Genomic DNA, 23,561 nt, shown 5'->3' with positions numbered 1-23,561 from the left:
CCACTAAACGGCGGCCTCTGGTCGCCGTTTTGCTTTAAGATATCCGCCATTTTGCAGGGCTTGGCGGAATACGGTTTGTCGATCGAACCCAATCCCTGTGGGAGCGAGCTTGCTCGCGATTGCGATGTAACAATCAACGTTTAGGTTGACTGACATACCGCCATCGCGAGCAAGCTCGCTCCCACATAGCCCATGCCCAATTTCAAGTTTCTGGAGTTTTCCATGACGGCCCACGCCGACCTTTCGCCGACCCTCCAACTCGCCATTGACCTGATCCGCCGTCCGTCCGTGACGCCGGTCGACGCCGATTGCCAGAAGCAGATGATGCAGCGCCTGGGCGATGCCGGTTTCATGCTGGAACCCATGCGCATCGAAGACGTGGACAACTTCTGGGCCACCCACGGCAAACACGATGGTCCGGTACTGTGCTTCGCCGGTCACACCGATGTGGTACCCACCGGCCCGGTGACGGCCTGGCAGATCGACCCGTTCGACGCGCTGATCGATGAGCACGGCATGCTTTGCGGCCGTGGTGCAGCAGACATGAAAGGTAGCCTGGCCTCCATGACCGTGGCCGCCGAACGTTTCGTCGCCGACTACCCGGACCACAAGGGCAAGGTTGCATTCCTGATCACCAGTGACGAAGAAGGCCCGGCGCACCACGGCACCAAGGCTGTGGTCGAACGCCTCGCGGCACGCAAGGAACGTCTGGACTGGTGCATCGTCGGCGAACCGTCGAGCACCACGCTGGTCGGCGATGTGGTGAAAAACGGTCGTCGCGGCTCTCTCGGCGCCAAGCTCACCGTGCGCGGTGTACAAGGTCACGTGGCCTACCCGCACCTGGCGAAGAACCCGATCCACCTCGCGGCTCCAGCGCTGGCCGAACTGGCCGCCGAGCATTGGGACGACGGCAACTCGTTCTTCCCGCCGACCAGTTTCCAGATCTCCAACCTGAATTCCGGCACCGGCGCGACCAACGTAATCCCTGGCGACCTGGTGGCGGTGTTCAACTTCCGCTTCTCTACCGAGTCCACCGTTGAAGGCCTGCAACAGCGCGTGGCCGCGATTCTCGACAAACACGGCCTGGACTGGCACGTGGACTGGGCGCTGTCCGGCCTGCCGTTCCTGACCGAGCCGGGCGCACTGCTCGACGCCGTGTCGGCCAGCATCAAGGCCATCACCGGCCGCGACACCAAGGCATCCACCAGCGGCGGCACATCGGACGGGCGTTTTATCGCCACCATGGGCACCCAGGTGGTTGAGCTGGGTCCGGTCAACGCGACCATCCATCAGGTCAACGAGCGGGTTCTGGCCGCCGACCTCGATGTGCTGACCGAAATCTACTACCAGACCCTGATCAAGTTGCTCGCCTGATGCTCGCCTGCCCTATCTGCAGCGCACCGCTGAACGCGGTCGACAACGGCGTGGCCTGCCCGGCCGGTCACCGTTTCGACCGTGCTCGTCAGGGCTACCTGAACCTGCTGCCGGTGCAACACAAGAACAGCCGTGAACCGGGTGATAACCAGGCCATGGTCGAAGCCCGTCGCGACTTTTTGAACGCCGGCCATTACGCGCCGGTAGCCAAGCGTCTCGCCGAACTGGCCGCCGAACGTGCGCCGCAGCGCTGGCTGGACATCGGGTGTGGCGAGGGTTACTACACCGCGCAAATCGCCGATGCCTTGCCCAATGCTGACGGCTATGCACTGGACATCTCCCGCGAAGCCGTGAAACGCGCCTGCAAACGCAACCCGCAACTGACCTGGTTGATCGCCAGCATGGCCCGGGTGCCGCTGGCCGATGCCAGCTGCCAGTTCCTCGCCAGCGTATTCAGCCCGCTCGACTGGCAGGAAGCCAAACGCCTGCTCAGCCCTGGCGGCGGCCTGATGAAAGTCGGCCCGACCAGCGGTCATTTGATGGAGCTGCGCGAGCGTCTGTACGACGAAGTGCGCGAGTACACCGATGACAAACACCTGGCGCTGGTGCCGGAAGGCATGACGCTGCAACACAGCGAAACCCTGGAATTCAAACTGAATCTGGTCAGCGGCCAGGACCGCGCCAACCTGCTGGCCATGACGCCTCACGGCTGGCGCGCCAGTGCCGAACGCCGGGCGGCCGTCATCGAACAGGCCGAGCCGTTCGAGGTCAGCGTGTCGATGCGCTACGATTACTTCGTTTTGCAGTAATTACTTGAGAGCAACCCTTCAACTTTTGGCCTTGAGCAGTGGCTTGAGGCCGGCTAAATCCGCGAATGGATTTTTCGAAACCCGCAGTGAGGAACATCCATGCGCCAACCCGATATCGAGATTTACCTGAAAGACGCCGACGTCGACTACAAGGCCATCGCGGCCTGGCTCGGCGCGGCATTGGGCCCTTGTACCGACTGGGTTCAGAAAGGCCAGACCTACAAATGCAAGGCCGGCAACGTGCCGGTCACCTGGCTGCCAAAAGCCGTGGGCAAGTGGAACAGCCTGTACCTGGAAAGCGACCAGACCCCGTGGGACGACGACATCGCCTGCGCCCGTGCAGCCTTTGCCGCGCTGAACGTCGAAGTGCGCTGCGCGCCGGGTACGTGGGTCGAGGAAGAAGGTGAAGAGTCGGCGGATCGCTGGATGCGCATCAGCGTCGACGGTGAAGAAGAAATCACCTGGAAAACCGCGTAAAAGCCTACACACCGAACCTGTGGGAGCGAGCTTGCTCGCGATAGCGGACTGACATTCAACATCTATGTTGACTGAAAGGACCTCATCGCGAGCAAGCTCGCTCCCACAGGGTTCTGCTGATACTTGAAGTATTTGGTTTACAGGCCCACCACATCCTCAGCCTGCAACCCCTTCTGCCCGTCCACCACGGCGTATTCAACCTGCTGGCCTTCGGTCAGCGAGCGGTGGCCTTCGCCACGAATCGCGCGGTAGTGCACAAACACATCCGCCCCGTCCTCTCGCTGAATGAAGCCGTAACCCTTGGCGTCGTTGAACCACTTCACGTTGCCGGTCTCGCGCGTTGCCATCAATCCATACTCCCTTTTTTTATTATTGAGTCGGCCTGTTCATCGACAAGCCTTGAGAACGTCAGCCATCTCCCGGTTTTCTGTCGGAAAAGTCACCGATAGTGGCAAACAGCCGCCCGAGTATATGACAGCCGCAGAAACTCTCAACTCAAGATTGATTCGGTGCTTTTTTGCCGATTTTCGGTGAATACGGCACACTATCGCCCCCCGAGCAATTGCTCGGTTTTTTCCACTAAAGCAGAAGCCGTATGACCCGCTCCCCGTTCCGTCGTCTTGTGTTTGGCACCTTGCGCCGACTGTTGTACCTCTGGGTTCGCTCTGAAACGATCAACCAGTCGTCCTTCACCCTTAACCTCGACCGCAGCCGTCCGGTGTTCTACGTCCTGCAAAACCCGTCCCTGACCGACCTCGCCGTGGTCGATGCCGAGTGCACCAAGGCCGGCTTGCCGCGCCCGGTGCTGCCGGTGTCGGTGGGCAGCCTGGTGGAACCTGCCGCGTTCTTCTACCTGACGCCGGAGCCCGACTGGCTGGGCCGCCAGGACAAGCGAGGCGCGCCGCCGACCCTGACGCGGCTGGTCAGCGCCCTGACCCAGAACGCCGCCGAAGACGCGCAGATCATCCCCGTCAGCGTGTTCTGGGGCCAATCGCCGGACAGCGAGTCCAGCCCATGGAAACTGCTGTTTGCCGACAGCTGGGCGGTCACCGGCCGTCTGCGCCGGTTGCTCAGCATCATGATTCTGGGGCGCAAGACCCGCGTGCAGTTCTCCGCGCCGATTCACCTGCGCGAGCTGATCGAACACAACAAAAGCTTTGAGCTCACCGTGCGCATGGCCCAGCGCATCCTGCGGGTGCATTTTCGTAACCTGAAAGCGGCGGTCATCGGGCCGGACATTTCCCACCGTCGCAACCTGGTCAAAGGCCTGCTGAACCAGCCGCTGGTCAAACAGGCGATCCTCGACGAAGCCGAACGCGAAAACATTTCGCCCGAGAAAGCCAAGGCTCAAGCGCTGCGCTACGGCAACGAGATCGCCTCGGACTATACCTACACCGCCATCCGCTTCCTCGAAGTGGTGCTGAGCTGGTTCTGGAACAAGATCTACGACGGGGTCAAGGTCAACCACATCGAGGGCGTGCAGAAAGTCGCCCAGGGTCACGAAGTGATCTACGTGCCCTGCCACCGCAGCCATATCGACTATTTGCTGCTGTCGTACCTGCTGTTTCGCAATGGCCTGACACCGCCGCACATCGCCGCCGGGATCAACCTCAACATGCCGGTGATCGGCAGCCTGCTGCGCCGTGGCGGCGCGTTCTTCATGCGCCGCACCTTCAAGGGCAACCCGCTCTACACCTCGGTGTTCAACGAATACCTGCATACCTTGTTCACCAAGGGCTTCCCGGTGGAGTACTTCGTCGAAGGCGGCCGCTCGCGTACCGGGCGCATGCTGCAACCGAAAACCGGGATGCTGGCGATTACCCTGCGCAGCTTCCTGCGTTCGTCGCGCATGCCGATCGTCTTCGTGCCGGTGTACATCGGTTACGAGCGTGTGCTGGAAGGCCGCACCTACCTCGGCGAATTGCGTGGGGCGAGCAAGAAGAAAGAGTCGATCTTCGACATTTTCAAAGTCATCGGAGCACTCAAGCAACGCTTTGGCCAGGTGGCGGTGAACTTTGGCGAGCCGATCAAACTGGCCGAGTTCCTCGACAACGAACAACCGGGCTGGCGCTCCCAGGACCATGGTCCGCAGTTCAAACCGGCGTGGCTCAACGAAACCACCAATCGCCTCGGCGAGCGCGTGGCGCAGCACTTGAACGAAGCGGCGGCGATCAACCCGGTGAACCTGGTGGCGCTGGCGTTGCTGTCCACCAGCCGACTGGCACTGGACGACCGCGCCATGGCGCGGGTGCTGGATTTGTACCTGGCGCTGTTGCGTCGCGTGCCTTATTCGCCACACACCACCCTGCCCGAAGGTGACGGCCGCGCGCTGATTGAACACGTCAAGGGCATGGACCTGTTGGCCGAGCAAAGCGACGCCCTGGGCAAGATTCTGTACCTGGACGAGCAAAATGCCGTCCTGATGACCTACTACCGCAACAACGTGCTGCACATCTTCGCCCTGCCGGCGTTGCTCGCGAGCTTCTTCCAGAGCACCTCGCGCATGAGCCGCGAACAGATCCTGCGCTACACCCGCGCGCTGTATCCGTACCTGCAATCGGAGTTGTTCATCCGCTGGTCGATGGACGAACTGGATGCGGTGGTCGATCAATGGCTCGAAGCCTTCGTCGAACAAGGCCTGCTGCGCTTCGAAAAAGATGTGTTCGTGCGCCCGGCACCGAGTTCGCGGCATTTTGTGCTGCTGACCTTGCTGTCCAAGAGCATCGCCCAGACCCTGCAACGGTTCTACATGGCGATTTCCTTGCTGCTCAACAGCGGCCAGAACAGCATCAGCGCCGAAGAACTAGAAGACCTGTGCACCGTCATGGCCCAGCGCCTGTCGATTCTGCATGGCCTGAACGCCCCGGAGTTCTTCGACAAGAGCCTGTTCCGTCACTTCATCCAGACCCTGCTCGACCTGGACGTGTTGCGCCGCGACGAAGCCGGCAAGCTCAGCTATCACCCATTGCTTGGCGAACTGGCCGAAGGCGCGGCCAAACGGGTGTTGCCGGCGGAGATTCGCCTGTCGATCCGTCAGGTCGCGCTGCATCGCAGTGAAGATGCCGCAGATCAGGCCGAAAATGCCTGATTAGACGCCCACTCAAAAAAATAATGGCCACTCAAAAGAAGCAAGGACGCTTTTTTTGAGCTGCCCATCAATTTTCAGAGCACATAGCGTTACAGGCAAGTCCAAAAAATCTTCTCGATAAAAATAGCCAGCTTCAATCGAACTACCGCGCAACAGACCGACACACATATTCCCTCCGAACACCCCGTACATATCACACCCTCTAAAACACTGTCCAAAAACAGCAAGCGCGCGGGCGACACCTCGATACATCGTCACAAGCTGATCCATTCACAACTATTAAGCCGTCTACTTTTTCGCACTTGAAACAGCGCATTCAAAAAACATCAAACAAATATAGAAAACGCCTACAAGACTTTCAAAAAACAAATCTCTAACATCAAACCCACGTCACCCCCGACGTATTGATAAGGACATCATAATGAGCACACATACCGTTACCGCGACATTGCACTTGCCGAACAACTACAAACTTCCCGAAACCGGCAGCACTGACATCAAAGTACGCAACATCACCGATAGAGCCACCCCGTTCACTCACCATGTGTGGGGGGCTGATCGACTCCCCGCCGAGTCGCCTTGGCGCTTTACATTCAACATTGATTCCAGCGTGACCGAAGTGGGTGACACGTTCGCCATAAACGTCAACATGGCACATGAGGGCGCTGCACTCCTGCTCGACATCGAACACACCTTCAGGTGGGGCGGTGGCGATCAAGAAGTTAATATCGACCTCAGCCCCGTGGGCTACATCGCAATCAAAAAAGCCTTTATGCCCAGGATTGGTTATCCACACGACTCAAAACTGATTGTAAAGTTGATAGAAAAGACGACAGACGGCGGACCTGAAGTTGTGCTGGGTGAGGCTGTTGGCCTGACCGCCGACACACGTCCGGTCTACCTGCGTTATGACCCACTCGTAATCAAACCGGGACAGCGCTATGCGCTGACAGGTTCTTTTGAAACCCTTAACCGCACACTGATGACACTGGGCCTGAAACCCAATGAGTTGGTATTAATGCCGGAGAAAGTGCAAACACTGTCTTTCGGTGCCTGACCCTCGAACGTTGCGGGGCTGATGTTTGGCGTAAAATCCGCTAAATTCCCCATGGGCGCCAGTCTGCTTCTGGCGTCAATGATATAGGCGTCCTCCCCGATGAAAAAATATTCTCTGCTCGCACTCAGCGCCCTGCTCGGTGCGTGCCAGTCCGTAACGCCACCCACCGAAACCAAAGCCTCGCTCGATGGCGAAGTCTTCTACCTGCAACGCATCGCCCTGCCGCCCACCGCGACCCTGAGCGTCAGCTTGCAGGACGTGTCCCTCGCCGATGCCCCGGCAGTCGTACTTGATGAACACAAAGGCCAGGTCAAAGGCCAGGTACCGCTGCCGTTTCATCTGAGCTACGATCCGGCGCAGGTCAAACCCGGTCATCGTTACTCGGTGAGCGCGCGCATTGAAGTCGACGGTAAACTGATCTTCATCACCACCGAACATCACGCAGTGCAGCTGGACGGCAAGGATCCACAGCCGTTGAAGCTTCGCGTCGACGCGGTCCGTTAATTCCCTTTTGCGAACAAGGAAGCTGCCATGCTCCGCCCTACCCTACGCTTTGCCGGCCTGTGCGCGGGCCTGATGATCTCCGCCAGCGCACTGGCGCTGTCCCTCAGCGATCTGTCGCAAAAAGACGCCAGCGGCGGCCTCAAGGACGCCTTGACCCAAGGCGCGCAAATCGCCGTCAAACAACTGGGCACGCCTGGAGGCTTCAGCAACAACCCGGACGTGAAAATCGAATTGCCGGGCAAACTGGGCAAAGTCGCCAAGAAGATGAAGCAGTTCGGCATGGGCGACCAGGTCGATCAACTGGAAGCCAGCATGAACAAAGCCGCCGAGGCCGCCGTGCCGCAAGCTCAGGCGTTGCTGGTGGATGCCGTGAAGAAAATGACCGTCGATGATGCCAAGGGCATTCTCAGCGGCGGCAAGGACTCGGCCACCCAGTACCTGAGCAAGACCAGCCGTGAGCAGATCCGCGAGAAGTTCCTGCCGATCGTCAAGCAGGCCACCGATCAGGTCGGTCTGGCCAAGCAGTACAACTCGTTCGCCGGCCAAGCCGCGACGCTGGGTGTGGTCGACGCAAAAAGCGCCAACATCGAAAGCTACGTGACCGAGCAGGCGCTGAACGGCCTGTTCGAAATGATCGGCAAGCAGGAAGCCAACATCCGCCAGAACCCGGCGGCAGCGGCCACCAGCCTGGCGAAGAAAGTCTTCGGCACGCTGTAACTCTCGGCTCCACTCTGTAGGAGCGCAGCTCGCTGCGGCTCCTACGGATTTGTACCTTGAGGGCGCAAGAAGAACACCCACTCACGTCCCAGCTTTTTCTTCTCGAACAGTTTCAACTCAACAAGACCGTTCAAGGCTGTAGCCGCGGTGTTGTATGAGCATTTCAGGTTTTCCTTCACGTTGACCGCCGTAAACTCCTTGGCCATGCCGCCCTTGGCAACCTGCAATACCGTGCGCTGCTTCTCGCTCAGCCGTGCGAAAAGCCCCGACGCCATCAACCACTGATCATAACCCTCGGCATACGCCAGGCTCTTCTGATACGCCGTGGTGAAATCGGTGACCGCCCGCAAGATCACCGAGCACTGGTAATCAATGAAGTAGGTCAGGTCCAGTCCATCGGTCTCGCTGTACAAGTAAGAACGGCCGTACTTGACCGGCGCATTGCGCAGCAAAATGCTGATGGCAATGTAGCGAAACGCCGAAAAATCATTCTTGAACATGAACCAGTAAAACAAGGCTCGTGCCACCCGACCATTGCCATCACGAAACGGGTGCTCATACCCCAACGCAAAATGCAGGGTGATGGCCTTGATCATCGGATGCAGATAGTCAGGGTGTGCCGGATCGTTATGGGATTGGTTGATCCACCGCACCCATTCATTGATCCGGGTGACGATACCTGCAACCGGTGGCGGGGTATGGACGGTATTACCCTCGCCATCCTGCACGACTACCTGATCATTACTGCGAAAACACCCCGGCGAATACTGCGCGTCATCAATCCCTTCGACCCCGACACGGTGAAGTTGCAGGATTAGTTCCACACTCAAGGGTTCGTAGCGCTTGTCCCAGGCGAAGTTCATCATCTTGTAGTTGCCAATGACCATTCGCTCATCCGGCGTGCGCGGTAACCGGTTGCGCTTGAGCATGTCCTTGGCGACGAGCGTCGTGGTTGCTGCGCCCTCCAGCTGACTGCTGCTGATAGCCTCGTCTTCGATCAAATCATTGAGCAGGTAGCTGAAATGCGCCGTCTCACCGATGTGATGGGTCATGTATTCCAGCGCCGCAGTGGTGGCTTGGCGGTCAACCACCGACAAAGCCCGTTGTGCCAAAGGCGTGAGAACAAACTGCCCCCATTGAATCGGCTCACCCAAGGGCAACAAACGGACGTATTGCACGACACGCGCCTTTTTCACCAAGGCCCAACACAACGTCGTATCAAGCCCCGAGGGCCAACGATAACGCAGGTCATCAAAGGGCAAGTAACGCCCCTGCTCATCCAGCGGTTTGAGCAGGGCCAGGTACTCGGTCAACTTCTCCTTGTGGGGCGATTGCCCCAGTTTCTCAAGAAAGGCGGAATCCACGAACGGAGGGCTTTTTATCATCGCTGTCTCAAAAACCAATGAAACCGAGTCATGAGTACAGCACAGATACCTGAATGTCTCAATAATCGAAAAAATTGAGACAGCAGCATTGCAGGTTCAGGTATGCACCTGTACCTGCAATGAGCGCGTCACCCCTCCTTCTTGACCTTGAACCACGCCGCATACAGTGCCGGCAGGAACAACAGCGTCAACGCGGTTGCGACGATCAACCCGCCCATGATCGCCACCGCCATCGGCCCAAAGAACACGCTGCGTGACAGTGGAATCATCGCCAGCACGGCGGCGAGTGCGGTCAGGACGATAGGTCGGAAACGTCGCACCGTGGCTTCGATAATCGCTTGCCAGGGTTTGAGCCCGGCGGCGATGTCCTGCTCGATCTGGTCCACCAGAATCACCGAGTTACGCATGATCATCCCCGACAGCGCGATGGTCCCGAGCATGGCCACGAAACCGAACGGCTGGCGGAACACCATCAGGAACAACGTCACCCCGATCAACCCCAATGGCGCTGTCAGAAACACCATCACCGTGCGTGAGAAGCTGCGCAATTGCAGCATCAGCAACGTCAACACAACCACAATGAACAACGGCACACCGGCCTTCACCGAGTTCTGCCCACGGGACGAGTCTTCCACGGTGCCGCCGACATCCAGCAAATAGCCATCCGGCAACTCGGCGCGGATCGGCTCCAGGGTCGGCAGGATCTGTTGCACCAGGGTCGCCGGTTGTTCCTTGCCGTAGATGTCGGCGCGAATCGTCACGTTCGGCAGACGATTACGGTGCCAGATGACGCCTTCTTCGAAGCCATATTCCAGCGTCGCAATTTGCGACAGCGCGACGCTTTTACCGTTGTCGGTCGGTACTGCAAGGCTCGGCAGCAGCGACAGTTCAGTGCGTTCATGGACCGTGCCGCGCAGCAGGATCTCGATCAACTCGTTGTCTTCGCGGTACTGGCTGACGCTGGAACCGGTGAGTGAGCTTTGCAGGAATTTCGACAGGTTGGCCGTGCTCACGCCCAAGGCTCGCGCACGGTCCTGATCGACGTTCAGGTACACCACCTTGCTCGGTTCTTCCCAATCCAGGTGCACGTTGACCACGTGAGGGTTTTCGCGAACCTTGGCCGCGACCTTGCGCGCCAATGCCCGCACTTCCTCGATGTGCTCGCCGGTCACCCGGAACTGCATCGGATAGCCCACGGGCGGACCGTTTTCCAGGCGCGTGACCCGTGAGCGCAGGGCCGGGAACTGTTCGTTGAGGGTCTCGATCAGCCAGGTGCGCAGGCTTTCACGTTCCTCGATGGTTTTGGCCAGCACCACAAATTGAGCGAAGCTTGCGGCCGGCAGTTGCTGGTCCAGCGGCAGGTAAAAGCGCGGCGAACCGGTGCCGACATAGGCCACATAGTTGTCGATGCCCGCGTGCTCCTTGAGCATCGCTTCCAGGCGTTTCACTTCATCCGTCGTGTTGCTCAGCGAGGCGCCTTCGGCCAGTTTGAGGTCGACCATCAGTTCCAGACGACCGGAGGCCGGGAAGAACTGCTGCGGCACGAACCGGAACAACACCACCGAGGCCACGAACAGCACGACGGTCAGAACGATCACGGTTTTACGGCGGCGCACACACCATTCCACCACTCGCCGAACGCGTTGATAAAACGGTGTGGCATACGGGTCCGGCTGACCGGCGCCATGTTTGGCGGCGTGAATTTTCGCCAGGTCCGGCAGGAGCTTTTCCCCCAGATACGGCACAAACACCACGGCAGCGATCCATGAAGCCAACAGGGCGATGGTCACTACCTGGAAGATCGAGCGGGTGTATTCGCCAGTGCCTGACTGCGCGGTAGCAATCGGCAGGAAGCCTGCGGCCGTAATCAACGTCCCCGTGAGCATCGGGAACGCGGTGCTGGTCCAGGCATAACTGGCGGCGCGGATCCGGTCGTAACCCTGCTCCATTTTGATCGCCATCATTTCCACGGCGATGATCGCGTCATCCACCAACAGCCCGAGGGCCAACACCAGTGCGCCGAGGGAAATCTTGTGCAGGCCGATCCCCAAGTAATACATGCAGGCGAAGGTCATCGCCAACACCAGTGGAATCGCCAGGGCGACCACCATGCCGGTGCGCACGCCCAGGGAGAAGAAGCTCACCAGCAACACAATCGCCAGGGCTTCGACCAGCACTTGAACGAACTCGCCGACACCGGTTTTGACCGCAGCAGGCTGGTCGGAGACCTTGCGCAACTGCATGCCGGCCGGGAGGTTTTTCTGAATCCGCCCGAACTCCAGCTCCAGTGCCTTGCCGAGCACCAGAATATCGCCGCCGTCCTTCATGGCCACGGCAAGACCAATCGCGTCCTCGCCCATGAAGCGCATGCGCGGCGCCGGTGGATCGTTGAAACCACGGCGAACATCGGCCACGTCAGAGATGCGGAACGTACGATCACCGACGCGGATCGGGAAGCTCTTGATCTCTTCTACGGTCTGGAAATTCCCTGAGACCCGTAGCTGCAAACGCTCACTGGTGGTTTCGAAGAAGCCTGCGGTGGACTTCGCATTCTGTTCTTCCAGCGCTTGCTGGACCACCGCCAACGGCAAGCCGAGGGTCGCCAGTTTGACGTTGGACAGCTCGATCCAGATCTTCTCGTCCTGCAACCCAAGCAAGTCGACTTTGCCGACGTCCTTGACCCGTTGCAGCTGGATCTGGACACGGTCGGCGTAGTCCTTGAGCACGGCGTAGTCGAAACCTTCGCCGGTCAGGGCGTAGATGTTGCCGAACGTGGTGCCGAACTCATCGTTGAAGAACGGCCCCTGGATACCCGGCGGCAAGGTCTGGCGGATATCGCCGACCTTCTTGCGCAACTGATACCAGAGCTCCGGGATCTGCGCCGAATGCATCGAATCCCGGGCCATGAAGGTCACCTGGGACTCGCCGGGGCGTGAGAACGAAACGATGCGTTCGTACTCGCCGGTTTCCATCAGCTTCTTTTCGATGCGTTCGGTAACCTGCCGCGAGACCTCCTCGGCCGTGGCGCCCGGCCATTTGGTCTGAATCACCATGGCTTTGAAGGTGAACGGCGGGTCTTCGCTCTGCCCCAGCTTGGTGTAGGACAAGGCGCCGACAACCGCCAGCAGGAGCATCAGGAACAGTACGATCTGGCGGTTACGCAGCGCCCATTCGGAAAGATTGAAACCCATCGGGGATTACTCCTTGACCGCCAGATTGACCACGCGGTTGGAACGATCCACCGGGCGCACTTGCTGCCCTTCATGGAGCACATGAACCCCGGCGGCCACGACCCAATCGTCGGGATTGAGGCCCTCGAGTACCGGCACGCTCTTTTCGCCGAACGCACCGACTCGCACCGGAGCACGTTTGAGCGTGTTGTGGGCGTCGACGAGCCACACATAGGTCGCGCCGTTTTCAGCGGTGAGCGCCGAGAGTGGCACAGACAATGGAACGGTCTCGGCGGTCTGGATGAACACCCGGGCGCTTTGGCCAAGCTCGGCCGGGACCTTGCCGGCGGTGAAAGTAATCCGCGCCGCGAAGGTACGCGACTTGGGGTCGGCGGCCGGCGACAGCTCGCGAATACTGCCGGCAAAGCGTTGGCCAGGCTGGGTCCAGAGTTCCACCGACACCGGCTGACCGATCTTGAAACGGCCAAAGCTCTGCTCGGGCAGGCTGATCAGCACTTCACGCTCGCCATCGGTGGCCAGGGTGAACACGGTTTGCCCGGCCGACACCACTTGCCCGACTTCCACCGCACGCTTGGCCACCACGCCATCCTGGGGAGCGCGCAGCACCGCATAGCTGGCCTGATTGTTGGAAACGTCGAATTCGGCTTTGATCTGTTTAAGCCGCGCTTCGCCGGAACGGTAGAGGTTTTCGGAATTGTCGTACTGCGAGCGGCTGACCATCTGACGGTCCATCAGGGTCTTGTAGCGATCACGCTCGGCACGCACCAGGCTCAGGTTGGCCTCGGCGGCGGCAACCTGGGCACGCGTGGCTTCCAGTTGCAGGCGCACGTCCTGTGGATCGAGTTCGGCCAGAGGCTGATTGGCCTTGACTCGCTCGCCTTCCTCGACCAGTCGTCGGCTGACTTTGCCCGCGATGCGAAACGCCAGGTCCGGCTCATAGCGGGCGCGAACTTCACCGGGATAGCTGTCGATTGCCTGTGCCGAAGGCTCTGGCTGAACCACCATGGCCGGACGCACGGTGACTTGCGCCGGCTCTTCGTGGCCGCACGCAGACAATAAAAAAGCCAGGGTGACTGGCAAGGCAAGTGGCAGGACATAGCGGGACATGGTGAAGGACCTTTCGCTAATGGTGCTTGGAATAATTATACTGACCGGTATGTTATTAATAGCAAACTCACCAGTCCAGTATTATTAAAGCGAAGAATGTCGAACAATCTTTCTGCACCCAGCGGCCCCGGTCGCCCAAAAGACCTGGCCAAGCGCGAGGCCATCCTCGACGCGGCAAAACGGCTTTTCCTGAGCAAGGGTTACGCGAGCACCAGCATGGATGCGGTAGCCGCTGAAGCCGGCGTGTCGAAATTGACGGTCTACAGCCACTTCAACGACAAGGAGACCCTGTTTTCGGCGGCAGTGATGGCCAAATGCGAGGAACAACTGCCCAACCTGTTCTTCGAACTGCCCGAGGGCATTCCGGTACAGAGCGTGCTGTTGAACATCGGGCGGGGCTTTCATCAACTGATCAACAGCGACGAGTCGGTGAACCTGCATCGGCTGATCATGGCGCTGGGCAGCCAGGACCCGAAGCTCTCGCAGATTTTCTTCGAGGCCGGACCACAGCGGATGCTGCATGGGATGGAGCGCTTGCTGATCAAGATCGACCAGATCGGCGCCCTGACCATCGACAAGCCGCTCAATGCTGCCGAGCACTTCTTCTGCCTGCTCAAGGGCGCGGGAAATTTCCGCTTGCTCTATGGCTGCGGCGAGCCGCCGACCGGCGATGCCGCCGAGGCCCATGTGCAAGAAGTGGTGGGGTTGTTTATGCGGGCGTATCGCCCGCAAACCGTCTGATAGATTTTTAGCGTCTGGGCTGACGCTATTGCGAGCAGGCTCCCACACATTGGACCAATGTCTTTAAGTAAGAACGCGGTCAACGGTGGGAGCGAGCTTGCTCGCGATGGGGCGACGCGGTCTTAAGGCTTGAGCGCTTTCTTCGGGTAGATGTCGTAGCGGCTGGATTTGCCGTCCAGTGCATGGCTCGGCTTCGGCCCGTCAATGCACGGCGCCTTGCGTGGGCGCTTGACCACCACCCGGTGGCTGGCCAGCGCCAGCGCGGCTGCCAGCAGTGCCGGGGCGTCCGGGTCATCACCGACCAGCGGACGGAACAAGCGCATTTCCTTCTTCACCAACGCGGTTTTCTCACGATGGGGGAACATCGGGTCGAGGTAGATCACCTGCGGTGGCTCGCCTTCCCAGTTGTTCATCAGCTCGATCGAGTTGCCCTTGAGCAAACGCATGCGCGCCACAATCGGCGCCACCTCAAAGTCTTCCGCGCCACGGGCCAGGCCATCCTCCAGCAACGCGCCGATCAGCGGCTGACGCTCGATCAGGCTTATCTCGCAGCCCAGGCTTGCGAGCACAAAACCATCCTTGCCCAGCCCCGCCGTGGCATCCAGCACCCTGGGCCGCACGCCTTGAGCAACCCCGACAGCCTTGGCGATCATCTGACCGCTGCCGCCGCCGTACAACCGGCGATGAGCGGCGCCACCCTCGACGAAATCCACCCGCACCGGGCCCGGCGCATCCGGCCCCAGTTGTTGCAGCTGCAAACCCTGCTCACCCACCTGCAAGGCAAACTCCGCATCGTCCAGCTGCAACGGCAGGTCCAGGCGTTCGGCCCATTGCTCGGCCTGGGCTTGAAACGTCGCGGCCAGGGCCTGAACTTTGATGCGGCTGGCCGCAGGTTGCTCACTCATCAGAAAACACACTCAAAAAATTAATGATCGGCAAAAACGGCCGATAACAAAACTATCGAGCATTTTGCCAGAGCTGAGCGTCGACCGAGAGAAATGTCAGACATTCAACGCACATCAGTAGGCTACATCTCGCCCTACGGCGATTATGGCCTGCGTAATTCCCAAGCACTGAGCGGTGTCAGTCACCTGTGGCAGGATTTTTTTGCCCAGGCCCTGGCCGATCAGTTGGGCGATGCTGCGCCTGCTCCAGCCCAATACCCACCGGTCGCGATTGACAGCCCAGACGAACCGACCGTGGGTGCCGAACTGCTTGCGCACATCGTCACGCAGCGCGAATGCGACGTGAAAGACACCGAGATTCGCCCGCCTGAGCCACTGTTCCTGCCGATCGCCGAGTTCGAAATGGACCTGGCCGACAAACCGGCGCCGCCGTTCCCACCGGAAGAAATCGTCGCTCAGCAGAAACAGCAGAACTTCGAAAGCGGCTGGGTACGCCCTATCGTCCTGACCGCCGGCCAACCGCTGCCGGTTCCGGGCCCAGGGCCGCAACCTCGCGCGTTGTACCTGCCGATTGCCGAATTCGACATGGACCTGCTGGAAAAACCGGCACCGCCCTACCCGCCGGAAGAACTGATCGAGCAACAGAAACAGCTCGACTTCGACAATGGCTGGGCTCGCCCGATTGTCCTGCAGAACCTGCGTATCGCCGCCTGACCCTCAGCGGCAGACCCACCACGGCCCGACATCCAGATGAAAGTGATTGCGATGGGCGGCGTTGTAGTCCGGGCTCAACACCACATTGAACATGTCACAGGCGCCATCGCGTACAGCGCGCAGGAAACGTGCGTCGTCATTGGTCTTCGGCCAGTCCTTGAGCACATTGATACTGCGCCCGTCCGCCAAGCGAAACCCGGCGATGTCCAGCGCATTGGCCGTCGCGTGCTGACTGCGCGCACCGTTCTCGCGGCTGTACATGTTGCGACAGGCAAAACTGCCCAGATGATCGACCCGCGCCACTGACTGCCCATAAGCGACCTGAGCCGCCGGTTGCAGCGCGTGACGCTCGAACAGCGCGAACGCCACGGCCAAGGGGCAACTGGCGAGGAAACTGCTGCTCAGCGCCACTTGGCCGCCTTGCACGCGCAAGGTATTGCTCAGTGGGCAAGCAACCTCTGGAGAGCTGTCGGATTGGCGAGTCACCTTCAATCCGGCACCGCTGAGCACCTGATCACACAATTGCGGGTTGTCGCGCAGGCGCATGAGCTTGAAACGGGTCAACAGGTTCGGCTTCGCCCGTACATCCAACGGTGCCCAAGGGTTCCAATCCGCTGGCAACGGTAACCAGCCACGCCACACGCCGACCAGCAAAACGCCCAACACACCCATCACCAGCAACAGCCCTTTCAGAACCCGCACGACAACATCCTGTAATCAGTTTTTGAACATTTGATTGATCTGCCCGAACGGCAGCGCATTGTCGGCGAAACCGAAGGTGCCGTGCTGTTGTATCTCCTGCGCGGCCTGATAAAACGCCCCGTAGGCCGCACGGGCCATGGCCGAGCCGACGCTGATTCGTTTGACGCCCATTTCACCCAACTGCACCACACTCAGCTTGAGGCCGCCCGACATCAATACATTGACCGGCTTGGGGCCCACGGCGCGAACCACGGCCAGCACTTCTTCAGCGCTGCGCAACCCCGGCGCATAGAGCACATCGGCGCCGGCCTCGGCAAAGGCCTGCAAGCGGCGAAGGGTATCGGCGATGTCGAGCTTGCCGTGCAGAAGATTCTCGGCGCGGGCCGTCAGGGTAAAAGGGAACGGCAGGCTGCGTGCAGCGGCCACAGCGGCTTCGACCCGTGCGACGGCATGTTCGAAGCAATAGATCGGGCCCTCTTCACGGCCGGTGGCATCTTCAATCGAACCGCCGACCGCACCGGCCGCGGCGGCGCGCAGAATGCTCTGGGCGCAGCCTTCAGGGCTGTCGGCGAAACCGTTCTCCAGGTCCACCGCTACCGGCAGATCGCTGGCCCCGACAATCGCCTGAACGTTGGCCAGGGTGTCTTCCAGTTTCAGCCCGCCGTCGGGACGGGCCATGGAGAAGGCATAACCGGCGCTGGTGGTCGCCAGCGCTTCATAGCCAAGGCTGGCAAGCATCTTCGCGGAACCGGCGTCCCACGGGTTGGGAATGACAAAAGCCCCTGCACGTTCATGCAGTGCCTTGAACGCCTGAGCTCGACAGGTTTGTGCATCCATGGGTTGGCTCCTGAAGTAGGGAATGGTCCACCTTCAGAGCAAATCCAGCTGCTCGGCGGCGGGTTCTCTGTATAACTCAGGCAGGGCCGGCAAGCCAGGCAATCGCGCCATCAAACGCACATGAAAACGCTGGGCCAGGGCGGCGGCCAGCAGGTTGTCGGCGGTGTGCAGGAAGATGTAAGGCGTGCGCCCCTCCTCAATCCACTGGGCGATTTTCTCGACCCACGGCGTCAGGAACGTATCGTTGGCCTCCAACACCGGATGACCGATGAAACGCACCTGCGGGAACCGGGTAAACGCTGCCGGTCTTGTCGGCACTCGGGGCTTTTTGGACTGGGCGTGAAGCACCGAAGGTTCGGTGGACGTGCAACTGAACAGTGCCCGCGGATCCAGGCAAATGCGTTCGACGCCACGGTCGCGCAGCAGCCGGTTGAGCATGCGCTCGGCGTCGCCCTTGGCGAAGAAATCCCGATGACGCACTTCAACCGCCAGCGGTCGCTGCAAGCCGTCGATGAAACCGGCCAGCTCCGCCAGCCGTTGCGGGGCGAACGTGGCGGGCAGTTGCAACCAGAGTGGCGAGACTCGATCACCGAGCGGGCTGAGCAGTTGCACGAAGGTTTCGGCGGCGGTCAGTTGCTCGCGCAGGTCGCCGCCGTGGCTGATGTCGCCGGGAAACTTGGCGGTGAACCGAAAGTCATCAGGCATGATCTCAGCCCAGCGCTGCACCGTGGTAGCGGCCGGGCGCGCGTAGAAGGTCGTATTGCCTTCCACGGCATTGAATACCTGGGAATAGAAGCCGAGAAACTCGTTGGGCCGGGCATTCTGCGGATACAGATAGTCGCGCCAGGCGTTTTCACTCCAGGACGGGCAGCCGAGGTAGTAAGGCAGCCCCATCAGATGTGCAGGTCGAGCCCCAGCACTTCCATGTCCCAATCGACGAAAGCGGCGGTGGCCAGGTAGCTGGCCAGGGCCCGCGCGGTGCTTTTGCTCATGGCGCGATGGTAGATCATGTCTTGCTGGCGGGCGGGTAGATTGCTCAGGCGCTGGGCCGAAGCCTTGGCGGCGCGGGCAGCCAGTTGTTCTTCGGACGGGATTTCCTGCTCGCCATCGATGTCTTCGAGAGACTCGTCCACCACCACATTGCCTTTGCGAGGCTTGCGCTTGATGGGGTAGGACTGAGAGGAAAAGCCGTCTATGCGCATAATTTCATGCTCGGAATCAATGATGGCAATTTAGCGGCACATTGGCAGCTGTGCAAATGCTCAAGTGATAACTAGAACACAGAATCCGGAAAAGGTTTAAAGGCGAGGGGCTGGAACTGACGATTGGCAGTGCCCCTGTGGCGTGGGAGCTTGCTCCCGCTCGGGTGCGAAGCGCCCGCAGATCAGCCGTCGCGGTCTGTATGGCGGAATGGAGTTGCGGTTTTTTGGGTCGCTTCGCAACCCAGCGGGAGCAAGCTCCCTCGCCACAAAAGCACCCGGGTTACCGGGCCTTGGGGGTTGCCACTTTATCGCGCAGGTAAACAGGTTGAGCATCGTCGGCCACGATCGCCTCACCGCGCTCCCAGGCAAAACGCGCCAGGGTCAGCAAGTCTTCGGCGTGAGGCAACATACCCGCGTCCTGGCCGGTCAGCGTGACGGCGATCCGCTCGCCATAGCCCCAACCCGTGCCCGCGCCAAACCAGTCGCCCGCAGCCTCCGCCGGCAATGCCGCGACTTCCGGCGCCAGCACGGCTTCAGCGCCAACCAGACGCATCTCACCGGCGGTTTCGCGGTAGCAGCCCCAATACACTTCATCCATTCGTGCATCGATGGCCGCCGCGACCTGGCTCACGCCGTGTTCGCGATAAGCGCGCTGGGCCAGTACCGCCAGGTTGGACACCGGCAACACCGGGCGCTCCAGGGCGAAGGCCAGGCCTTGAACCACGCCGATGGCAATCCGCACCCCGGTGAACGCGCCTGGCCCACGGCCAAAGGCAATCGCATCGACCGCTTGCAGGGTGGTGCCCGCGTCGGCCAGCAGTTGCTGGATCATCGGCAGGAGCTTTTGCGCGTGCAGGCGCGGAATCACCTCGTAATGGCTCGTGACCTTGCCGTCATGCAGCAAGGCAACGGAGCAAGCTTCAGTCGCGGTGTCCAGGGCCAGCAAGGTGCTCATCGATGTTTCCGTAAAGAGAGGTGGAAAAAGTGCGCCAGTATAAACAACAACGGCCCGCAAGCGGGCCGTTGAACGTAAAGCAAATCAGCTTTCTCAGCTCAGTGCTTCAAGCACCTTGCCGGTGATCGCTTCTACCGAGCCAACGCCAGCAATGTGGCTGTAAACCGGCTTGCCTTTGGCAGCCGACAGCTTCTGGTAGAAATCCACCAGCGGCTTGGTCTGGGAATGGTAGACCGACAGGCGATGACGCACGGTTTCTTCGGTGTCGTCTTTACGCTGTACCAGCGCTTCTCCCGTGACATCGTCCTTGCCCGCGACTTTTGGCCGGTTATAGACGGTGTGGTAAACGCGGCCGCTGGCTTCGTGAACACGACGCCCGGCGATGCGCTGAACGATTTCTTCGTCGTCGACCGCGATCTCAACCACGTGGTCCAGCTCGACGCCGGCCGTCACCAGGGCTTCAGCCTGGGGGATGGTGCGCGGGAAGCCGTCGAACAGGAAGCCGTTGACGCAATCAGCCTGGCTGATGCGTTCCTTGACCAGGTTGATGATCAGCTCGTCGGAGACCAGGCCGCCGCTGTCCATCACGCTCTTGGCGATCAGGCCCAGCTCGGTGCCAGCCTTGACCGCAGCACGCAGCATGTCGCCGGTGGAGATCTGCGGAATACCGAATTTTTCAGTGATGAACTTAGCCTGAGTACCTTTACCGGCCCCGGGAGCTCCCAGCAGAATGACGCGCATCGATGTGCTCCTCAATTTTTTATTTAGAAACGCTCGGATTCGCCTCGTGGGGCCAATCTCAACAAAAAGGGTCGTGGCCGCCCAAACGGCCAAAGGCTGATCAAGATACACAGCAGGCACGGCCCACACAAGCCGCCGAAAGTCGGACGAACCCGTGCCTGTCGTGCCCTTGCGCCAGGGTGCTCCAAGTCGCAACCCCATAACAAAGTGTCGCCTGCCAGCCGTGACCGGCCCCTGGGACCGATCACCCAAGGGCTTCGCCAAGCCCCTGACGCAGCACAAAAAACCTTAGCCGGTGTTGCGCAAACCGGCGGCAATTCCTGCCACAGACACCAGCAACGCCTGTTCTACCGGGCTGCCCTGTGCCACGTCCTGTTGCCGCGAGCGCGCCAACAGTTCCGCCTGCAATAGATGCAGCGGGTCGAGGTAGGTGTTGCGCAGACGGATGAACTCCAGGGTGTCAGGGCTATGGGCCAGTAGCTGTGACTGACCCGTCAGGCCCAGCACCACGGAACACGCCTGCGACAATAGGTCGCGTAAATGCACCCCCAAAGGTAATAAATCAGGCGCAACCAATCGCTCATCGTAGGACTGCGCAATGTCGGCGTCGGCCTTGGCCAGGACCATCTCCAGCATGTCGATGCGGGTGCGGAAGAACGGCCACTGCTCACGCATCTGCGCCAGCAACTCGCCCTCGCCGCGCGCCAGCGCCTTGCTCAGCGCCGACTCCCAACCGAGCCACGCCGGCAGCATCAGGCGCGTCTGGGTCCAGCCGAAGATCCACGGAATGGCGCGCAGGCTTTCAATGCCACCGGCACGCCGCTTGGCCGGACGACTGCCCAGCGGCAAACGTCCCAGTTCCTGCTCCGGCGTGGACTGGCGGAAATACTCGACGAATTGAGGGTTTTCCCGCACCACGGCGCGATAGGCGCTGACGCCATCGGCGGCCAATTCGTCCATCAGATGGCGCCAGGCTGGCTCCGGCGGTGGCGGCGGCAGCAGCGTTGCCTCCAGCACGGCGGCCAGATACAGGTTGAGGTTTTGCTCGGCGATGTCCGGCAGGCCGAATTTGAAACGAATCATTTCGCCCTGCTCGGTGGTGCGGAAGCGCCCCGCCACCGACCCCGGCGGTTGCGACAGAATCGCCGCATGCGCCGGGCCGCCGCCACGGCCGACGGTGCCACCGCGGCCATGGAACAGCAGCAATTCGACGTCGTGCGAGCGGCAGATGTCCACCAGCCGTTCCTGCGCCCGGTATTGCGCCCACGCGGCGGCCGTGGTGCCCGCGTCCTTCGCCGAGTCGGAGTAACCGATCATCACTTCCTGCGGCCCCTGCAAGCGCGAACGGTAGCCGGGCAGCAGCAAGAGTTTCTCGATCACCGGACCGGCGTTATCCAGGTCCGCAAGGGTTTCAAACAACGGCACCACACGCATCGGCCGCAACACGCCGCACTCTTTAAGCAGCAGTTGCACGGCCAGTACGTCGGAAGCCGCGCCGGCCATGGAGATCACATAGGAACCGAGTGACGCCCCCGGCGCCGCCGCGACCTCGCGGCAGGTTGCCAGCACTTCAGCCGTGTCCGCCGAAGGCTTGAAGTGTGCAGGCAACAGTGGCCGGCGATTGTTCAGCTCACCCGACAGAAAACGCACACGCGCTTCTTCGTCCCAGTCTTCATAACGGCCGAGCCCCAGGTAATCGGTGATTTCGGTCATGGCCGACGAGTGCCGCGAGGCGTCCTGACGCACGTCCAGCCGCACCAGGAACAGGCCGAACGTCACCGCCCGACGCAGGCAATCGAGCAGCGGGCCATCGGCAATCACCCCCATGCCGCACTCATGCAAGGACTGAAAGCAGAGCTCCAGCGGGTCCAGCAGCTCACGGTTGTTTTGCAGGACCTCGGCGCTGGCCGGTGTCGAACTGGCCAGTGAGGCCTGGGCCCATTGGCGAGTGGCACGCAGCCGCTCACGCAACTGCTTGAGCACCGCGCGGTAAGGTTCGGCGCTGTCGCCAGCCTTGGCCCGTAGCGCTTCGCTGGCCTGCTGCATCGACAATTCGGCGGCCAGGTGATCGACATCACGCAGGTACAGATCAGCGGCCATCCAGCGCGCCAACAGCAAGACTTCGCGGGTCACCGCCGCGGTGACATTCGGGTTGCCGTCACGGTCGCCGCCCATCCATGAGGCAAAACGAATCGGCGCTGCCTCCAGCGGTAAACGCAGGCCGGTAGCGGCATACAGGGCCTGATCGGCCTTGCGCAGATAATTCGGAATGGCCTGCCACAACGAGTGTTCGATCACCGCAAAGCCCCATTTGGCTTCATCGACCGGGGTCGGTCGAGTACGGCGGATTTCTTCGGTGTGCCAGGCTTCGGCGATCAGCCGCTGCAAGCGCTGGCGGATCTGCTCGCGCTCGGCGGTTGTGAGGTCACGATGGTCCTGCGCCGCCAGTTGCGCGGCGATGGCGTCGTATTTCTGAATCAAGGTACGGCGCGCCACTTCGGTGGGGTGCGCGGTGAGTACCAACTCGATATCCAACCGCCCCAAGTGCCGGGCCAGAATTTCGGCGCCATGGCCCTCGGCGCGCAACCGGGCGAGCAGCTCGGGCAGCACCCGCGACTCGAAAGGCGCCGGCTGGGATTCTTCGCGGCGGTGAATCAACTGATATTGCTCAGCGATGTTCGCCAGGTTGAGGAACTGGTTGAACGCCCGCGCTACCGGCAGCAGTTCGTCCTCGCTCAACTGATCGAGGCTGGCGCTCAATTGTGCGTCCATGGCACCGCGACGGTCGGCCTTGGCGCCCTTGCGGATCTGCTCGATCTTGTCGAGAAACCCTTCCCCGTACTGGTCACGAATGGTGTTGCCCAACAGTTCACCCAACAGGTGAACATCCTCGCGCAAGCGTGCATCGATATCAGTCATCAGCAGTTCTCCAGCGAAATCCGTGCGGCTATTGAGGCTCAAGCTCTGAAGCCCAAGAGTGCCGTCCGCAGCGGGTTCTTACAAGCAGGCGACGAACTGACTTTAAACCTGGGGCAATAGCGCTAGTCTCAAGGGT

Annotated in this window: 22 protein-coding genes; 9 read left to right on the top strand and 13 right to left on the bottom strand. The window is 60.6% G+C overall.

Annotated elements, in window-relative coordinates:
- The first annotated feature begins 222 nt into the window (after positions 1-222).
- The 3 genes from dapE to AABM54_RS06025 all read left to right on the top strand — a co-directional run bounded on the left by dapE (position 223) and on the right by AABM54_RS06025 (position 2,660).
- Positions 223-1,374, top strand: coding sequence for a succinyl-diaminopimelate desuccinylase (dapE, locus tag AABM54_RS06035; protein WP_347904399.1), 1,152 nt, complete (start codon positions 223-225; stop codon positions 1,372-1,374).
- Positions 1,374-2,183, top strand: coding sequence for a putative RNA methyltransferase (locus AABM54_RS06030; protein WP_347904398.1), 810 nt, complete (start codon positions 1,374-1,376; stop codon positions 2,181-2,183). Before dapE ends, AABM54_RS06030 begins: the two co-directional genes overlap by 1 nt.
- A gap of 99 nt (positions 2,184-2,282) precedes the next feature.
- The gene (locus AABM54_RS06025; RefSeq protein WP_003172246.1) at positions 2,283-2,660 is read left to right on the top strand and encodes a hypothetical protein; all 378 of its coding nucleotides are present in this window, start codon (positions 2,283-2,285) and stop codon (positions 2,658-2,660) included.
- A gap of 137 nt (positions 2,661-2,797) precedes the next feature.
- On the opposite strand, the gene AABM54_RS06020 is transcribed toward AABM54_RS06025, so the two are convergent.
- Entirely contained in the window at positions 2,798-3,007 is a 210-nt protein-coding gene (locus tag AABM54_RS06020) for a cold-shock protein (protein WP_347904397.1), read from the bottom strand.
- 248 nt (positions 3,008-3,255) lie between these two features.
- On the opposite strand from AABM54_RS06020, the gene plsB reads away from it, so the two are divergent.
- On the top strand, positions 3,256-5,748 hold the full coding sequence (gene plsB, locus AABM54_RS06015; RefSeq protein ID WP_347904396.1) for a glycerol-3-phosphate 1-O-acyltransferase PlsB: 2,493 nt from the start codon (positions 3,256-3,258) through the stop codon (positions 5,746-5,748).
- Positions 5,749-5,760: 12 nt separating this feature from the next.
- Here the strand turns inward: plsB and AABM54_RS06010 are convergent, their stop codons facing one another.
- A complete protein-coding gene (locus tag AABM54_RS06010) occupies positions 5,761-6,018 on the bottom strand; it encodes a hypothetical protein (protein WP_347904395.1) in 258 nt (85 codons plus the stop codon).
- Positions 6,019-6,169: 151 nt separating this feature from the next.
- Between AABM54_RS06010 and AABM54_RS06005 the strand changes: the two genes are divergently transcribed.
- The 3 genes from AABM54_RS06005 (at position 6,170) to AABM54_RS05995 (ending at position 8,026) form a co-directional block, all read left to right on the top strand.
- The gene (locus tag AABM54_RS06005) at positions 6,170-6,805 is read left to right on the top strand and encodes a hypothetical protein (protein ID WP_347904394.1); all 636 of its coding nucleotides are present in this window, start codon (positions 6,170-6,172) and stop codon (positions 6,803-6,805) included.
- A 99-nt stretch (positions 6,806-6,904) separates the two neighbouring features.
- The gene (locus AABM54_RS06000) at positions 6,905-7,309 is read left to right on the top strand and encodes a YbaY family lipoprotein (protein WP_347904393.1); all 405 of its coding nucleotides are present in this window, start codon (positions 6,905-6,907) and stop codon (positions 7,307-7,309) included.
- Positions 7,310-7,336: 27 nt separating this feature from the next.
- Positions 7,337-8,026: a DUF4197 domain-containing protein gene (locus AABM54_RS05995; RefSeq protein WP_347904392.1), complete on the top strand. Its 690-nt coding sequence runs from the start codon at positions 7,337-7,339 to the stop codon at positions 8,024-8,026.
- 41 nt (positions 8,027-8,067) lie between these two features.
- Here AABM54_RS05995 and AABM54_RS05990 read toward each other — a convergent pair whose 3' ends face one another.
- From AABM54_RS05990 to AABM54_RS05980, 3 genes are all read right to left on the bottom strand, one after another.
- The gene (locus AABM54_RS05990; protein WP_347904391.1) at positions 8,068-9,411 is read right to left on the bottom strand and encodes a Fic family protein; all 1,344 of its coding nucleotides are present in this window, start codon (positions 9,409-9,411) and stop codon (positions 8,068-8,070) included.
- 128 nt (positions 9,412-9,539) lie between these two features.
- A complete protein-coding gene (locus AABM54_RS05985; protein WP_347904390.1) occupies positions 9,540-12,602 on the bottom strand; it encodes an efflux RND transporter permease subunit in 3,063 nt (1,020 codons plus the stop codon).
- Between the two features lie 6 nt (positions 12,603-12,608).
- Positions 12,609-13,709 carry an efflux RND transporter periplasmic adaptor subunit gene (locus AABM54_RS05980; RefSeq protein ID WP_347904389.1) on the bottom strand — a complete coding sequence of 367 codons (1,101 nt, stop codon included), beginning with the start codon at positions 13,707-13,709 and terminating at the stop codon, positions 12,609-12,611.
- 96 nt (positions 13,710-13,805) lie between these two features.
- On the opposite strand from AABM54_RS05980, the gene AABM54_RS05975 reads away from it, so the two are divergent.
- Entirely contained in the window at positions 13,806-14,450 is a 645-nt protein-coding gene (locus AABM54_RS05975; protein WP_347904388.1) for a TetR/AcrR family transcriptional regulator, read from the top strand.
- A gap of 122 nt (positions 14,451-14,572) precedes the next feature.
- On the opposite strand, the gene AABM54_RS05970 is transcribed toward AABM54_RS05975, so the two are convergent.
- Positions 14,573-15,355: a class I SAM-dependent methyltransferase gene (locus tag AABM54_RS05970; RefSeq protein WP_347904387.1), complete on the bottom strand. Its 783-nt coding sequence runs from the start codon at positions 15,353-15,355 to the stop codon at positions 14,573-14,575.
- Positions 15,356-15,448: 93 nt separating this feature from the next.
- Here AABM54_RS05970 and AABM54_RS05965 point away from each other — a divergent pair, with 93 nt between their 5' ends.
- On the top strand, positions 15,449-16,069 hold the full coding sequence (locus tag AABM54_RS05965; RefSeq protein ID WP_347904386.1) for an energy transducer TonB: 621 nt from the start codon (positions 15,449-15,451) through the stop codon (positions 16,067-16,069).
- A 3-nt stretch (positions 16,070-16,072) separates the two neighbouring features.
- Here the strand turns inward: AABM54_RS05965 and AABM54_RS05960 are convergent, their stop codons facing one another.
- The 7 genes from AABM54_RS05960 to ppc all read right to left on the bottom strand — a co-directional run bounded on the left by AABM54_RS05960 (position 16,073) and on the right by ppc (position 23,425).
- Positions 16,073-16,771 (bottom strand): extensin family protein, encoded by a 699-nt coding sequence (locus AABM54_RS05960; protein ID WP_347904385.1) that lies wholly within the window; start codon positions 16,769-16,771, stop codon positions 16,073-16,075.
- A gap of 15 nt (positions 16,772-16,786) precedes the next feature.
- Entirely contained in the window at positions 16,787-17,608 is an 822-nt protein-coding gene (locus tag AABM54_RS05955; RefSeq protein ID WP_347904384.1) for an isocitrate lyase/phosphoenolpyruvate mutase family protein, read from the bottom strand.
- 33 nt (positions 17,609-17,641) lie between these two features.
- Positions 17,642-18,502, bottom strand: a complete 861-nt coding sequence (locus AABM54_RS05950; RefSeq protein WP_347904383.1) for a DUF72 domain-containing protein — start codon at positions 18,500-18,502, stop codon at positions 17,642-17,644.
- Complete coding sequence (locus tag AABM54_RS05945; protein WP_347904382.1) at positions 18,502-18,810, bottom strand: hypothetical protein; 309 nt, start codon at positions 18,808-18,810, stop codon at positions 18,502-18,504. The genes AABM54_RS05950 and AABM54_RS05945 overlap by 1 nt, the downstream gene beginning before the upstream one ends.
- 280 nt (positions 18,811-19,090) lie before the next feature.
- On the bottom strand, positions 19,091-19,765 hold the full coding sequence (gene tsaB / locus AABM54_RS05940; RefSeq protein ID WP_347904381.1) for a tRNA (adenosine(37)-N6)-threonylcarbamoyltransferase complex dimerization subunit type 1 TsaB: 675 nt from the start codon (positions 19,763-19,765) through the stop codon (positions 19,091-19,093).
- Between the two features lie 93 nt (positions 19,766-19,858).
- Positions 19,859-20,506 (bottom strand): adenylate kinase, encoded by a 648-nt coding sequence (gene adk, locus AABM54_RS05935; RefSeq protein WP_347904380.1) that lies wholly within the window; start codon positions 20,504-20,506, stop codon positions 19,859-19,861.
- A gap of 288 nt (positions 20,507-20,794) precedes the next feature.
- Positions 20,795-23,425 carry a phosphoenolpyruvate carboxylase gene (gene ppc / locus AABM54_RS05930; protein WP_347904379.1) on the bottom strand — a complete coding sequence of 877 codons (2,631 nt, stop codon included), beginning with the start codon at positions 23,423-23,425 and terminating at the stop codon, positions 20,795-20,797.
- Positions 23,426-23,561 lie beyond the last annotated feature (136 nt).

The organism is Pseudomonas purpurea (assembly GCF_039908635.1).
Lineage (GTDB): Bacteria > Pseudomonadota > Gammaproteobacteria > Pseudomonadales > Pseudomonadaceae > Aquipseudomonas > Aquipseudomonas purpurea.
Note: the sequence above shows the minus strand (reverse complement) of the source record. Positions and strands in the feature narration are given on the sequence as shown.

What these genes read in the sequence shown, in the direction of transcription:
- AABM54_RS05950 (WP_347904383.1), bottom strand. Translation starts at nt 18,502, where the DNA reads ATGGGGCTGCCTTACTACCTCGGCTGCCCGTCCTGGAGTGAAAACGCC.
- plsB (WP_347904396.1), top strand. Translation starts at nt 3,256, where the DNA reads ATGACCCGCTCCCCGTTCCGTCGTCTTGTGTTTGGCACCTTGCGCCGA.
- AABM54_RS05980 (WP_347904389.1), bottom strand. Translation starts at nt 13,709, where the DNA reads ATGTCCCGCTATGTCCTGCCACTTGCCTTGCCAGTCACCCTGGCTTTT.
- AABM54_RS05985 (WP_347904390.1), bottom strand. Translation starts at nt 12,602, where the DNA reads ATGGGTTTCAATCTTTCCGAATGGGCGCTGCGTAACCGCCAGATCGTA.
- AABM54_RS05970 (WP_347904387.1), bottom strand. Translation starts at nt 15,355, where the DNA reads ATGAGTGAGCAACCTGCGGCCAGCCGCATCAAAGTTCAGGCCCTGGCC.
- AABM54_RS06000 (WP_347904393.1), top strand. Translation starts at nt 6,905, where the DNA reads ATGAAAAAATATTCTCTGCTCGCACTCAGCGCCCTGCTCGGTGCGTGC.
- AABM54_RS06005 (WP_347904394.1), top strand. Translation starts at nt 6,170, where the DNA reads ATGAGCACACATACCGTTACCGCGACATTGCACTTGCCGAACAACTAC.
- AABM54_RS05945 (WP_347904382.1), bottom strand. Translation starts at nt 18,810, where the DNA reads ATGCGCATAGACGGCTTTTCCTCTCAGTCCTACCCCATCAAGCGCAAG.
- AABM54_RS05975 (WP_347904388.1), top strand. Translation starts at nt 13,806, where the DNA reads ATGTCGAACAATCTTTCTGCACCCAGCGGCCCCGGTCGCCCAAAAGAC.
- AABM54_RS06030 (WP_347904398.1), top strand. Translation starts at nt 1,374, where the DNA reads ATGCTCGCCTGCCCTATCTGCAGCGCACCGCTGAACGCGGTCGACAAC.
- ppc (WP_347904379.1), bottom strand. Translation starts at nt 23,425, where the DNA reads ATGACTGATATCGATGCACGCTTGCGCGAGGATGTTCACCTGTTGGGT.
- AABM54_RS06010 (WP_347904395.1), bottom strand. Translation starts at nt 6,018, where the DNA reads ATGGATCAGCTTGTGACGATGTATCGAGGTGTCGCCCGCGCGCTTGCT.
- AABM54_RS05955 (WP_347904384.1), bottom strand. Translation starts at nt 17,608, where the DNA reads ATGGATGCACAAACCTGTCGAGCTCAGGCGTTCAAGGCACTGCATGAA.
- tsaB (WP_347904381.1), bottom strand. Translation starts at nt 19,765, where the DNA reads ATGAGCACCTTGCTGGCCCTGGACACCGCGACTGAAGCTTGCTCCGTT.
- AABM54_RS05965 (WP_347904386.1), top strand. Translation starts at nt 15,449, where the DNA reads ATGTCAGACATTCAACGCACATCAGTAGGCTACATCTCGCCCTACGGC.
- adk (WP_347904380.1), bottom strand. Translation starts at nt 20,506, where the DNA reads ATGCGCGTCATTCTGCTGGGAGCTCCCGGGGCCGGTAAAGGTACTCAG.
- AABM54_RS06025 (WP_003172246.1), top strand. Translation starts at nt 2,283, where the DNA reads ATGCGCCAACCCGATATCGAGATTTACCTGAAAGACGCCGACGTCGAC.
- AABM54_RS05990 (WP_347904391.1), bottom strand. Translation starts at nt 9,411, where the DNA reads ATGATAAAAAGCCCTCCGTTCGTGGATTCCGCCTTTCTTGAGAAACTG.
- AABM54_RS06020 (WP_347904397.1), bottom strand. Translation starts at nt 3,007, where the DNA reads ATGGCAACGCGCGAGACCGGCAACGTGAAGTGGTTCAACGACGCCAAG.
- AABM54_RS05995 (WP_347904392.1), top strand. Translation starts at nt 7,337, where the DNA reads ATGCTCCGCCCTACCCTACGCTTTGCCGGCCTGTGCGCGGGCCTGATG.
- dapE (WP_347904399.1), top strand. Translation starts at nt 223, where the DNA reads ATGACGGCCCACGCCGACCTTTCGCCGACCCTCCAACTCGCCATTGAC.